Here is an 11,702-nt window from a genome sequence, read left to right as displayed (position 1 = left end):
GCGCGTGCCCCGCGCAAACCGGCAAAGGATGCACGCCATGATCCGGGTACTCATTGCTGACGATCACACGCTCGTCAGGGACGGCCTGCGGCACATCCTGCAGAACGCCCACGATTTCGTCGTGGCGGGAGAAGCAAGCGACAGTGCATCGACGATCGCGCTGACGCGCGGCACCGAGGCCGAGGTGCTGGTGCTCGACCTGTCGATGCCCGGCCGCAACGGCATCGAACTCATCAAGCAGATCAAGGACGAGAAACCGGCCCTGCACATCCTGGTGTTGACGATGCACGCCGAGCAGCAATATGCGGTGCGCGCGTTCCGCGCCGGCGCATCGGGCTACATGACCAAGGAAAGCGCGAGCGCGGAGCTGGTGGCCGCGCTGACGAAAATTGCCGGCGGCGGCGTGTACGTCAGCCTGTCGATGGCGGAGCAATTCGCGCAAAGCCTCAACGAGCCGACCGACCTGTTGCCGCATCAACGCTTGTCCGACCGCGAGTTCGACGTGTTCCGACGCGTGACGTCCGGCGAGTCCATTTCCGAGATCGCGCAGGCGTTGTGCGTCAGCGTCAAGACCGTGAGCACCTACAAGACGCGAATCCTCGAGAAGATGCAGATGGCCAACGATACGGCGCTCGTCCGGTACGCGATGCGCCACCGGCTGTTCGACGACCCGGACGAACTCTGACCGCGACAACCTGCCGCACCCTTGTAGGAATCGTCCTACAAACCTTCCCTAACACCTACCGCATCTTCAATTTCCGCTGATTTCAATCAAGCGCTCGGCTGTCCATACTCCGATCAACAACAACACACCGGCGTGCCTTCCGGAGCTGCCCGGCCTTGCCGTCCCGTCGCGACGGCTGCCGGCCCGCCGATCCGATGGGCGCCGATTCGACCAACCAGGCGGCGACGTTCGTGTCCGCCTGTACGACGGCCAGCGCAACCGCGACGGTGCGACCCGCTGCCGCCCCAACCGGAGCAGATCATGCAGAGCCATGCCGACATCCCGACGACGGCGCCGTCGCGCCCGTTCATTCCGCTGCATCCCGTCACGCGGACGGACCAGCCGAAGCGCACGTCGTCGCGCTGCTCGTCCTGCACGCTGCGCACCGTTTGCATGCCGCGGGAAATGACGCCCGACGAGTTCGCCCGGGTGGACGCGATGATCTGCACGACGCGCCACGTCAAACGCGGTGAAACGCTGTTTCGCGCGGACGACGCGTTCCACAGCATCTATGCGGTCAGAACCGGGTCGTTCAAGACCGTGATGATGCATCGCGACGGCGACGAGCAGATCACCGGCTTCCAGATCGTCGGCGAAGCGCTCGGGCTCGACGGCGTGCACACCGGGCGGCACAACGGCGACGCGATCGCGCTCGAGGACAGCACGGTCTGCATCATCCCGTTCGGCCAGCTCGAGCAGATGTGTCGCGAAGTGCGGCCGATGCAGCATCACGTCTATCAGATGATGAGCGGCGAAATCGTCCGCGAATCGGCGCAGATGGTGCTGCTCGGCACGATGACCGCCGAGCAGCGCGTGGCCGCCTTCCTGCTGAACCTTTCCACCCGCTTCAAGGCGCGCGGTTACTCGGCCGCCGAATTCGTGCTGCGGATGACGCGCGACGAGATCGGCGAATATCTCGGGATGAAGCTCGAAACGGTCAGCCGGATGCTGTCGAAGTTCCAACGCAACGGGCTCGTCGCCGCGCAAGGCAAGCAGATCCGCATCGTGGATCCGGAAGGCCTCGGGCGCATCTGAGCAGAACGCGCGGATACCGGGCGGGATCAATCGCGCATGCCGAGCACGGCGGCGCCGGACACGCGCCCGCTGCGCAGATCGTCGAGTGCGCGATTCGCATCGGTCAGCGCGTAGCGCACGGCTTCGACCCGCAGCGGCATCGCAGCGGCGATCCGCATGAATTCGGCCGCATCCGCACGCGTCAGGTTGGCGACCGACGCGATCCGGCGCTCGCCCCACAGCCACGCGTACGGAAAGCTCGGGATATCGCTCATGTGAATGCCGCCGCATACGACGATCCCGCCTTTGCCCACGGCGCGCAGCGCGGCCGGCACCAGCGCGCCCGCGGGCGCAAAAATGAGCGCGGCGTCGAGTGTTTCCGGCGGCGTTTCGTCGCTGCCGCCGGCCCACGCGGCGCCGAGCGACAGCGCGAGCTGCTGGGCCGCGGTATCGCCGGGCTTCGTCAGCGCGAACACCTTGCGCCCCTCGAAACGCGCGACCTGCGCGACGAGATGAGCGGCCGCGCCGAAACCGTAGATGCCGATGCGACGCGCATCGCCGGCCATGCGCAAGGTTCGATAGCCGATCAGGCCGGCGCACAGCAGCGGCGCGGCCTCGAGATCTGAATAGCGTTGCGGCAGGTGCACGCAATACCGGTGGTCGGCGACCGCGCACTCGGCGTAGCCGCCGTCGATCGTATAGCCCGTGAAACCCGGGCTGTCGCACAGGTTCTCGCGGCCCGACGTGCAATACGCGCAATGCCCGCATGTCGAACCGAGCCAGGGAACCCCCACCCGGTCGCCGACGGAGAACCCCGTCACGCCATCGCCGAGCACGCGCACCGTTCCGACGATTTCGTGCCCCGGCACCAGCGGCAGCTTCGGGTGCGCGAGCTCGCCGTCGACGACGTGCAGATCGGTTCGACAGACACCGCATGCATGCACGTCGATCAACAACTGGCCCGGCGCCGGCCGCGGATCCGGCACGCGCGCCTCGCGCAAATGCGGTGTCGTGCCGTCAAACATCATCGCAAGCATGCTCACCTCCCGGCCGATCGTCTTCGTGCTTCGCTGTCCAAGACTAACCCCGGCGCATCGCGCGTGCATGGCCCGGTGACGGGCGCTTGATGTGGGTCAACGGCTGCCGGACGGTTGCTGACACGATGAGATGGCATGACGTCGCCCGCGCGGCGTGCCAGGAGATGATCAATGATGTCCGTTCCCCCGCTTGCCGCAAGCGCCCATGTCGACGATCAATTGAAGTCGCTGTTGGCGTACGCGGTGCTGGCCCCGTCCAGCCACAATTCCCAGCCGTGGCGGTTCATCGTCAACGGCGCCACGATCGCCGTCTGCGCGGACCGGGTCCGCGCATTGCCCGTGGTCGATCCGTTCGACCGCGAACTGATCATCAGTTGCGGCGCGGCATTGCTCAATCTGCGCGTCGCGCTCGATCACGCCGGCCTCGCCCACACGATCAGCACGTTTCCGTCCGAGGTCGACCCCGATCTCCTTGCGCTGGTCCGGGTCTGCGACGACGGCTATTCCGATCGGTCTCTCGGCGGGCTGTTCGACGCAATCCAGGCGCGCGTCACGACGCGCGCGCCGTTCGAATCCACCGCGGTGCCCGACGAGATTCAGCGCGAGCTGATCGCGGCCGGCGTCGCGGAAGGCGCCGAGGTCGCGTGCATCGACTCGATCGCGCATCGCGCACGGGTCGCCGAACTGGTTGCGCAGGCCGACCAGCAGCAGTTCGCCGATCCGCGCTTCCGGCGCGAACTGGCGAGCTGGATCGATCCGCGCCGGCGCGTCGACGGCATGCCGGCATTCGCGGCCGGCGTACCGACGCTGCTGGACTTCGCGGCGCCTGTCGTGACGATGGCGGTGCGGACGTTCGATCTCGGCAACGGGCTGGCCGCGCTCCATCACCAGCTCGTCGGCGCGTCGCCGTTGATCGTCTGCCTGTCGACCGTGCGCGACGATCGCGAAGCGTGGCTGGCCGCGGGCCAGGCGCTGGAGCGAATCCTGCTCGTCGCGGCGCGCGCGGGCTATACGGCGTCGTACCTGAACCAGCCGATCGAGACGGCCGCGCTGCGTGCCGACCTCGGCCGGACGCTCGGGCTGCGCGGCGAGCCGCAGTTGCTGCTGCGAGTCGGCCGCGGCCCGCACACGCCGCATTCGCCCCGTCGCCCGCTCGGCGAAGTGATCTCGTGAGTGATCGCCTGAGCGCAACCGGCGGCGCGCTGCGCGCCTGCCGATCCGGACGAGAAAAACCATGAACATCACGCGTTGCTTCGCTTTCCTTCTGATCGCGGCCATTGCCGGCACGGCGGCCGCGCAAACGACCGTGCCCGAACCGACCGAGCTCGTCAACGCGCAGCACTGCATGTTCTGCCACACGCCCGACATGACGTTCCTCGGGCCGTCGTTCCACGATATCGCCACGCGCTACCGCGGCGATCCGCACGCGGCCGCCGAGCTGGAGCGCAAGTTGCGCGTCGGCGGCCCCACGCATTGGGGCGACACGCCGATGCCGTCCGCCATCGATCGCGGCGGGCCGCTCTCTGCCGACGACGCCCATCAGCTCGTCCAATGGGTGCTGAGTCAGTGACCGTGCCACTGCCTTCCCGCTCATGCCCACGATAGTCAAACGCGTTCCCGCCGGCACCGCGCGCGGCGGCGCGCACGGCAAGCGGATACGCGTCCGGCCCGAAGCGACCGCCAGCCTCGACGACATCCCGCGGCCGTCTCGTCGGGCGCGGCATCTCGCCAGCCATCCGAACTGCACGCCCGGCGACGCGGACACGACGTTGCTGCAACGCGCGACCATGCGCGGGATCCGGCTGCAACTCGACTACTGGAAAGCCGAGGCGCGCCTGCAACATGAGCGAATCGGCCATGCCGTCGTGATCTACGGCAGCACGCGCATCGTCGCCCCCGCTGTCGCGAACGCTCGGCTCGACGAAGCGAACCGCCTGCTCGCGCTGCGCCCGCGTGACCCGGGCCGGCGTCGGGCCGTCGCGGTCGCCAGCCGTCTTGTCGAGCACAGCGCGTACTACCGGGTCGCACGCGAATTCGGCCGTATCGTCGGCCATGCCGACCGGCGCACGCGTACCGCGCGCCTCGCGATCGTCACGGGCGGCGGCCCCGGCATCATGGAGGCCGCCAATCGCGGCGCCTATGAGCGCGGCGCGCCGAGCATCGGCTTCAATATCGAGCTGCCGCGCGAACAGGCGCCGAATCCGTACATCACGCCGGATCTGTGCTTCCGGTTCCACTACTTCGCGATTCGCAAGCTTCACCTGCTCGAGCGCGCCAAGGCCGCCGTGTTTTTCCCCGGCGGATACGGCACGTTCGACGAACTGTTCGAAGTACTGACGCTGCTGCAGACACGCAAGATCGCGCCGCTGCCGGTCGTCCTGGTCGGCGAAGCGTACTGGCGGCGCGCCGTCGATCTGGCGTTTCTCGCGGACGAAGGGATGATCGACCGCCGCGACCTCGAACTGTTCACCTACTGCGAATCGGCCGCCGACATCTGGCATGCGATCGGATCGTGGTACGCACGGTGCCGCGCCAAGCGGCCGGCCCGACGAAGCCCTTCACCGAAGCCGTCCGCCGTGTAGGAATCCGCCGACGGCCGCCGCTCGATTCCTACTACAACTTCGGGACACGCCGATTGAATCGCGCATGCGCGCCGACGATACTGAAATCACGGATCACGGCTCCCGGCACACCGATCGCGGGCCATCAGGAGAGACGTCATGTCACACGCTACCCAGCTTGCCGATTCAGGCAATCCGTCCGGTCGGTCCGATGCAGCCGCGCTCGACACGCTGGCATTGGTCGCCCTCGCCCGCGACGCCGGCATGCTCGTGATCCTCGACGGCCAGATCGGACGGGAGCGGTACGAAAGCGTGACGGGATCGATCGCCACGCTGGCCCGTTTCGCGCAGGCGCTCCAACTTTCGGCGCTCAAGGCTGCATGAAGCCGGGCGCGGTCGTTTCCGTGCCGCGCGCTGCACCCATGCCGATGAACCTGCACCTGTCGGATCGATCAGTTCCTTTTTACCGGATATCCGCTGGATGAAGCGGCGATGAACCTGCCCCGTTCCGGACGCATCGCACGCATGTTCCCGGGTGTGGCGCTGCTCGCGAACTACCGGCGTGCATGGTTACCGCGCGATCTCTATGCGGGCATCGCGCTTTCCGCCGTGCTGGTTCCGGTCGGCATGAGCTACGCGCAGGCGGCCGGCCTGCCGGCCGTCACCGGACTGTATGCGTCGATCGCGGCATTGCTCGCCTATGCGGTACTCGGCCCGAGCCGCATCCTCGTCCTGGGCCCCGATTCGGCATTGGCCGCGCTGATCGCCGGCGCGATCGCGCCGCTCGCCGGCCATGATCCGCAGCGGGCCATCGCGCTTGCCGGCGCACTGGCGCTGGCGGCCGGTACGATCTGCGTCCTGCTCGGTACGCTCGGCCTCGGCTTCGTCACCGACCTGCTGTCGCGCCCGATCCAGTACGGGTATCTGAACGGCATTGCGATCACGCTCGCCATCGGCCGCCTGCCCGAGCTGTTCGGCATGACCGCATCGGGCGGCGACGTGTTCGCCAGCGTCCCGTACATCGTGCATGCCCTCGTCGACCGCCGGTTTTCACCCACTGCCTGCCTGCTCGGTGTCGGTGTTCTGGCGGCCATTTTCCTGATGAAGCGCGTGATACCTCGCTGGCCCGGCGTATTGATCGCCGTGCTCGCGGCGACCCTGGCCGCACGCGTGTTGCCGTTGCACGGCATCGCCACGGTCGGCGCCTTGCCGGCCGGTGCGCCCACCCCGCACCTTCCGGCTGTCTCGCTCGCCGACCTGAGCGCGCTCGCGTCCGGTGCGATCGCCGTGGCGCTGGTGTCGTTCGCCGACATCAGCATGCTGTCGCGTGCGCTTTCCGTGCGTGCGGGCGACACGCCGGACCGCAACCAGGAACTGATCGCATTGGGCGCGGCGAATCTGCTGGCGGGCGTGACGCAGGGCTGCGCGGTCAGCAGCAGCGCGTCCCGCACGCCGGTGGCGATCGCCGCCGGCGCGCAGAGCCAGGTCGCCCATCTCGTCGCGGCCGCATGCATCGCGATACTGCTCATTGCCGCGCCGACGCTGCTGACGGTCGTCCCGCGCGCGGCGCTGGCCGGAGTCGTGATCTACGCGGCGTTCGGCATCGCCGACGTCCGCAGCGTCGTCCGGCTGTACCGGATGCGCCGCGGCGAATGCCTGATTTCGGTCCTGTGCCTTGCCGGCGTGATCAGCGTGGGTGTCGTTCCCGGCATCCTGCTCGCCAGCGCGCTGTCGCTGCTGTCGTTCGTGTGGCGTGCCTGGCACCCGTACGATGCCGTGCTTGGTCGGCTGTCAGGCGTGCGCGGCTATCACGACATCACACGCCATCCGGACGCCGTGCAAATCCCGGGCCTCGTGCTGTTCCGCTGGGACGCACCGCTCTTCTATGCGAACGTCGAGATCTTCTGCGAGCATCTGCACGCGGCAATCGCGCGCTCGGCATGCCCGGTCGCGCGTATCGTCGTCGCCGCGGAGCCCGTCACCGATATCGACGTCAGCGCGGCAGACCGGCTCGTCGCGCTGTGCGAAGAACTCCGCGAGCAACGCATCGCGTTGAACTTCGCGGAAATGAAGGGGCCGGTGAAGGATCGCCTGCGCGCCTACGGGCTGTTCGATGTGTTCGGTGCGGCCAGCTTCTTTCCGACCGTGACCGATGCCGTGGCGCATCACGTCCAGCGGAAAGGCGAGCACGCGGGCGCGGGCGAACACCGCATGCGCCCGGCGTCATCGCCGCCCGCGCGGAAAAGGAAGGGCGGCTAGACGCTTGAAGACGGGCGGCCGCCGCGCGTATCGCATCCGGCCGGGAGGAGCGGCCGACTTCAGTCCGCCGGCCTTACTCGACGACCAGGTCGTCGACGACGGCGCGCACGCCACGCGCCGACCACGCCGCGCCGCGCACGGCCTTGCGTTCGGAGAACGAGCCGACCTTGCCGGACAACCGAACGGTGCCGTCGCGCACCTCGACCGCGATGTGTTTCGCCTCGCGCTCCGCGTGGCGCATGATCGCGCGCTTGATGTTGCCGCCGATGTCGGCCGAGCCGACCGCCCCCTGCACGACGATGTGGTCGGTCACGCCGGTCACGCTGCGCATCTGCGAGATCGCGCGCACGGCCAGATGGCTCTGGTAGGCCCATTCGACCTTGCCGGACAGCGTGATCCAGCCGTGTTCGACCTGCACCTTGACCGCGTCGTCATGCAGCCCGACCGTCCAGTGCAGCACCGAGCGCACGGCATTCGCGATGTCCTCGTCGGTACGGATGTCGTCGTTCGGCAGATGCACGGTCATGTCGACGACGAGCGCCTTGACACCGGCCACGCGGTTCGCCGCGCGCTCGATCGCGAGTTTCTCCGCATAGCTCGGCGGGTGACCCGAAAGCGTCACGATCCGGTCGGAGACCTCGACACCGATTCGTGTCGCATCGATTGCCGGGTCGGATTCCAGTTCGTCCTGAACGTCCTGCTTCAACTGCTTGTCGGTTTTCATCATCTGTACTCCCGAGAGCCGCGGCGCGCTTGTCCGCCATACACGACCAGATTTGCACACACGCGGCCGCCCGTTGCTGATGCAGGTCAACGGATGCGTTGCAGTCGCCGCCGGGTTCGCACTTCGTCGAATGGCGGGCACGCGGCCCGCGCTTTCGTCCCGCCAGCGCGGCGCCCCGATGCGGATCGGACTCGCGCGACATCGCGTGTCGCACAACGGACGAAGGACGAAGGACGCTTCAGAAATCGGCGTATCCGCTCGCACCGTCACGCGCTTGATACGCGTCGACGACCCGGCGCGATCAGGTACAGAACCGGAAAAATCCGCTGTGAAGCAGGATCGGCCTGCCGTCCATCTCCTCGAGCAGGCAGCGCGCCGCGCGTTCGATCGCGGGGCGATGGCGTGCGAATGCATCGACGAGATCCTGTTCGCGCGACGATGCCGCCCGGAAGTGGTCTTCCAGCGCTTCCGCGGTGATCACGCAGCGCACGCGGCGGCCTTCGACCACGGCCGGAAAGGCCAGCGCCGGGTCCTGGCCGCAATACGTCGGCGGTTCGGAAGGAAAAGTTATCGGCATGACGATCCCTTGGGCAGATGGCGGGCCGACCCGGTATCGGGCGCGGCGACCCTAGGCTGCCGCGACGGCAGCAGGCGCGGCATCGTCGCCGCGTACGAGCAGGACCGGGCAACGCGATCCGCGCAGAAAGCGTTCGGCTACGCTGCCGAGGACCAGCCGACGGACGCCGCGCCGGCCGTGCGTGCCGACCACCGCGAGATCGATCGACCGTTCGACGACATAGCGTTGCAGCCGTTCAGCGATATCCTGGCCGGGTTCGGTCTCGACGATTTCGGTATCGCCGTTGACGGCCGCATGCGAGATGGCCCGTTCCGCGCTTCGCAGCACCGCCGCGCCATCGCGCCGGACTTCGTCGAGCAGCGCATCCGGGTTCATGCGTCCGGCGTACGTGATCAGAAGCGATTGGTCGACGACGAAAACGGCGAACACGCGCGCGCCGCAGGACCGGGCAACCTTCAGGCCCTCTTCAAGCGCCTGACTCGACGAAGGACTGCCGTCCACGGCGACCATGATGTTCGTGTACATACCTACCTCGCTGGATGACTGGACGCGCCGGTGACGTTCGGCGTTGTTTCATCATCAGCGCTCGCCGGAAACCTGCGTTGACCGAAGTCAACGGTTCGAAGCGGTATGCGCCGGCGCGGACGGCGCCGATTAGCGAGGGTCGACCGGCAGCGCCGGCGTGTCCGGCGGGCGCTCGTACGCCGCGAAGCCCCGCTCGATTTCAAGAATCTTCGACACGCATGCATCGTATTGCCAGCCGGGGCCGCCGTCGGTGCCGTACATGCCCTTGCACATCGCCTTGAGCCGAATCACCGCGCCGCCGTCGCCCGATGCCGTGCGCGATGCCCACAGATAGACTTCTCCGGCGAAATGCGGTTGCGCGGTTTCGATCCGGTCCTCACTGAATCGCGTGATACGGGTCGACGAACGTGCGTCGACGTAGCGCCGTGCGAGCTGCCATGCACGGTCGCATTCGGGTGCCGTCGAACAGTGCAGCGCTGCAGCCTCTCGTGCCGCCAGCAATTGCGTCTCGGTCGACCGGAACGCCGCCTCCTGGCTCATACCGGCGCAAGCGCCCAGCGCGAGCGCAGCCCCGATCGCCCACGTCGGATGTTTCATTGCCCATGCCTCATCACGCGGCGACTTGCGCGCGCCATCGGGCGCCGCGTCATGCAAGCGCCGGAGTCCACTGTATTGCCGGCGGCGCGAATGCGGTTGACCTGCGTCAATCGCCGTCGTGCGGTGCACATCGCGGACGTCGCCTTCGTCGCCACGAGAACATACTTTTGACGATCCGCTGGCTTGAGCGGCGCGGCGCAGCCCGTGGCATGGGCGCGTCACCGATCCTCGGCGCCCGCCTCGCTTGCCGCGGACTGTTCAATTCCACGCATGCCGCGCCGGGCGCGCGCCGTTCAGGTAGTAATTGCCGACGAGGTGATATTTCCAGCGCACCGGGTCGTGCAGCGTATGCGTGCGCGCATTGCGCCAATGCCGGTCGAGGTTGTGCTCGGCGAGCGTCGACTGCGTGCCGGCCAGCTCGAACAGCTTCTCGCCGGCGAGCAACGCGACCTCGGTCGTCAGCACCTTCGCTTCGCCGACCGCGACGGACGCCCGCGCGACGTCGTCTTCGGTCACGTCACCCTTTGCCGCGATCTCGTCGAGCGTGCGCGCCGCGCGTTCGAGCAACGCGTCGGCCGCATGCAGCTGGATATGCAGCCGGCCGATTTCGCGGATCGTCAGCGGATCGTCCACCGCCCGCTCGACGCCACTGTCGACCCACGGCCGCGTGCGGGTCCGCACGAACGCGAGCGTATCGTCGATCGCCGCCTTCGCGATGCCCGCGTCGATCGCCGCCTGGATGATCTGCGACAGCGGGCCGTTGAGCGTCGGCACGTCCGACACGCGCTGCGCGGGCAGCACGTGCGACGCGGGGATGCGCACCGCGTCGAGCACGACCGTGCCGCTCGCGGTCGTGCGCTGCCCGAATCCCGACCAGTCGTCGATCACGGTCAGCCCCGGCGTCGGTTGCGGCACGTACGCGAGCCAGGCCTGCTGCGCGTCGTCGAGCCCGAGCACCGGCACGTAGTGCGCGAACAGCGCGCCGGTCGAATAGAACTTCGTGCCGTCGACCACATAGTCGTCGCCGTCGCGCCGCACGCGCGTCTTCAGGTCGAGCACGTGCTTCGTGCCCTTCTCCGAGAATCCGTTGCCGAACCGCTTGCCGCTCAGCACTTCGGCGAAGAAATGACGCTTCTGCGCGTCGGTGCCGACGAGCGTGATCACGTCGATCAGCCCGAAATGATTCTGCGGAAGCTGCCCGAGCGACGCATCGGCCGCGGCGACGATCTTGATCACCTCGGTGAGCGTCACGTGCGACACGCCTGCGCCGCCGTACGCCTTCGGCACCGTGATCGCCCACAGCCCCGACTGCGAGAACCATTCGATTTCCTCACGCGGCAGCCGGCGTTCTCGATCGCGCTCGGCGGCCCCTTGCGCGAGACGTTGCGCCAGCGCATGCGCGACCGCGATCGCTTCCGCATCATCCGCAATCACACGGGCCAGCTGTGGTTGTGCTTCGGCCGGCCGATCCTGAATCGTCGCGCTCGTGTCTGACATCGGGTTCTCCTGTCGAATGGCGAAAGCAGTCAATCTAGCAGCGCCGCGCGGACCGGAAAACCGAGCGATTCTCGAAACGATATTCCTTTGGAGAACAAACGACGTCGCAATGGATGCAGGTGAATCGGCGCTTCGACGTCGCAATGGACGCGAGAACGTCGATACGTCCCCGCGCGGGTCTCGGTAA

The 11,702-nt window shown here is 67.6% G+C and carries 13 protein-coding genes; 7 read left to right on the top strand and 6 right to left on the bottom strand.

All coding sequences use genetic code 11. The features are described 5' to 3' along the window. Positions 1-37 precede the first annotated feature (37 nt). The gene (locus KR541_RS32505; RefSeq protein WP_089490178.1) at positions 38-685 is read left to right on the top strand and encodes a response regulator; all 648 of its coding nucleotides are present in this window, start codon (positions 38-40) and stop codon (positions 683-685) included. A 300-nt stretch (positions 686-985) separates the two neighbouring features. Then, entirely contained in the window at positions 986-1,759 is a 774-nt protein-coding gene (gene fnr, locus KR541_RS32500) for a fumarate/nitrate reduction transcriptional regulator Fnr (protein ID WP_050015252.1), read from the top strand. 26 nt (positions 1,760-1,785) lie between these two features. Here fnr and KR541_RS32495 read toward each other — a convergent pair whose 3' ends face one another. Further along, positions 1,786-2,775 carry a zinc-dependent alcohol dehydrogenase family protein gene (locus KR541_RS32495; RefSeq protein WP_050015254.1) on the bottom strand — a complete coding sequence of 330 codons (990 nt, stop codon included), beginning with the start codon at positions 2,773-2,775 and terminating at the stop codon, positions 1,786-1,788. A gap of 171 nt (positions 2,776-2,946) precedes the next feature. Here KR541_RS32495 and KR541_RS32490 point away from each other — a divergent pair, with 171 nt between their 5' ends. From KR541_RS32490 to KR541_RS32470, 5 genes are all read left to right on the top strand, one after another. Then, entirely contained in the window at positions 2,947-3,948 is a 1,002-nt protein-coding gene (locus tag KR541_RS32490) for an Acg family FMN-binding oxidoreductase (protein ID WP_050015256.1), read from the top strand. Positions 3,949-4,009: 61 nt separating this feature from the next. Next, positions 4,010-4,345, top strand: a complete 336-nt coding sequence (locus tag KR541_RS32485) for a c-type cytochrome (protein WP_050015257.1) — start codon at positions 4,010-4,012, stop codon at positions 4,343-4,345. A gap of 22 nt (positions 4,346-4,367) precedes the next feature. Further along, positions 4,368-5,357 carry an LOG family protein gene (locus KR541_RS32480; protein ID WP_050015259.1) on the top strand — a complete coding sequence of 330 codons (990 nt, stop codon included), beginning with the start codon at positions 4,368-4,370 and terminating at the stop codon, positions 5,355-5,357. Positions 5,358-5,495: 138 nt separating this feature from the next. Continuing rightward, positions 5,496-5,720 (top strand): hypothetical protein, encoded by a 225-nt coding sequence (locus KR541_RS32475; protein ID WP_050015261.1) that lies wholly within the window; start codon positions 5,496-5,498, stop codon positions 5,718-5,720. A 108-nt stretch (positions 5,721-5,828) separates the two neighbouring features. Beyond that, entirely contained in the window at positions 5,829-7,595 is a 1,767-nt protein-coding gene (locus KR541_RS32470) for a SulP family inorganic anion transporter (RefSeq protein WP_089490031.1), read from the top strand. Between the two features lie 73 nt (positions 7,596-7,668). Here the strand turns inward: KR541_RS32470 and KR541_RS32465 are convergent, their stop codons facing one another. The 5 genes from KR541_RS32465 to KR541_RS32445 all read right to left on the bottom strand — a co-directional run bounded on the left by KR541_RS32465 (position 7,669) and on the right by KR541_RS32445 (position 11,515). Continuing rightward, positions 7,669-8,319, bottom strand: coding sequence for a BON domain-containing protein (locus tag KR541_RS32465; RefSeq protein ID WP_050015409.1), 651 nt, complete (start codon positions 8,317-8,319; stop codon positions 7,669-7,671). A 301-nt stretch (positions 8,320-8,620) separates the two neighbouring features. After that, entirely contained in the window at positions 8,621-8,896 is a 276-nt protein-coding gene (locus KR541_RS32460) for a DUF1488 family protein (RefSeq protein ID WP_050015265.1), read from the bottom strand. A gap of 51 nt (positions 8,897-8,947) precedes the next feature. Next, positions 8,948-9,421: a universal stress protein gene (locus tag KR541_RS32455; RefSeq protein WP_050015267.1), complete on the bottom strand. Its 474-nt coding sequence runs from the start codon at positions 9,419-9,421 to the stop codon at positions 8,948-8,950. A 129-nt stretch (positions 9,422-9,550) separates the two neighbouring features. Further along, complete coding sequence (locus KR541_RS32450; RefSeq protein ID WP_050015269.1) at positions 9,551-10,018, bottom strand: hypothetical protein; 468 nt, start codon at positions 10,016-10,018, stop codon at positions 9,551-9,553. Positions 10,019-10,276: 258 nt separating this feature from the next. Next, positions 10,277-11,515 carry an SfnB family sulfur acquisition oxidoreductase gene (locus KR541_RS32445; RefSeq protein WP_050015271.1) on the bottom strand — a complete coding sequence of 413 codons (1,239 nt, stop codon included), beginning with the start codon at positions 11,513-11,515 and terminating at the stop codon, positions 10,277-10,279. Positions 11,516-11,702: the final 187 nt, after the last annotated feature.

Source organism: Burkholderia sola (assembly GCF_905400185.1).
Classification (GTDB): Bacteria; Pseudomonadota; Gammaproteobacteria; order Burkholderiales; family Burkholderiaceae; genus Burkholderia; species Burkholderia sola.
Note: the sequence above shows the minus strand (reverse complement) of the source record. Positions and strands in the feature narration are given on the sequence as shown.

Bases quoted from the DNA above. Each gene is read 5' to 3' on its own strand.
- KR541_RS32505 (WP_089490178.1), top strand. From the start codon at position 38: ATGATCCGGGTACTCATTGCTGACGATCACACGCTCGTCAGGGACGGC.
- fnr (WP_050015252.1), top strand. From the start codon at position 986: ATGCAGAGCCATGCCGACATCCCGACGACGGCGCCGTCGCGCCCGTTC.
- KR541_RS32495 (WP_050015254.1), bottom strand. From the start codon at position 2,775: ATGCTTGCGATGATGTTTGACGGCACGACACCGCATTTGCGCGAGGCG.
- KR541_RS32490 (WP_050015256.1), top strand. From the start codon at position 2,947: ATGATGTCCGTTCCCCCGCTTGCCGCAAGCGCCCATGTCGACGATCAA.
- KR541_RS32485 (WP_050015257.1), top strand. From the start codon at position 4,010: ATGAACATCACGCGTTGCTTCGCTTTCCTTCTGATCGCGGCCATTGCC.
- KR541_RS32480 (WP_050015259.1), top strand. From the start codon at position 4,368: ATGCCCACGATAGTCAAACGCGTTCCCGCCGGCACCGCGCGCGGCGGC.
- KR541_RS32475 (WP_050015261.1), top strand. From the start codon at position 5,496: ATGTCACACGCTACCCAGCTTGCCGATTCAGGCAATCCGTCCGGTCGG.
- KR541_RS32470 (WP_089490031.1), top strand. From the start codon at position 5,829: ATGAACCTGCCCCGTTCCGGACGCATCGCACGCATGTTCCCGGGTGTG.
- KR541_RS32465 (WP_050015409.1), bottom strand. From the start codon at position 8,319: ATGAAAACCGACAAGCAGTTGAAGCAGGACGTTCAGGACGAACTGGAA.
- KR541_RS32460 (WP_050015265.1), bottom strand. From the start codon at position 8,896: ATGCCGATAACTTTTCCTTCCGAACCGCCGACGTATTGCGGCCAGGAC.
- KR541_RS32455 (WP_050015267.1), bottom strand. From the start codon at position 9,421: ATGTACACGAACATCATGGTCGCCGTGGACGGCAGTCCTTCGTCGAGT.
- KR541_RS32450 (WP_050015269.1), bottom strand. From the start codon at position 10,018: ATGAAACATCCGACGTGGGCGATCGGGGCTGCGCTCGCGCTGGGCGCT.
- KR541_RS32445 (WP_050015271.1), bottom strand. From the start codon at position 11,515: ATGTCAGACACGAGCGCGACGATTCAGGATCGGCCGGCCGAAGCACAA.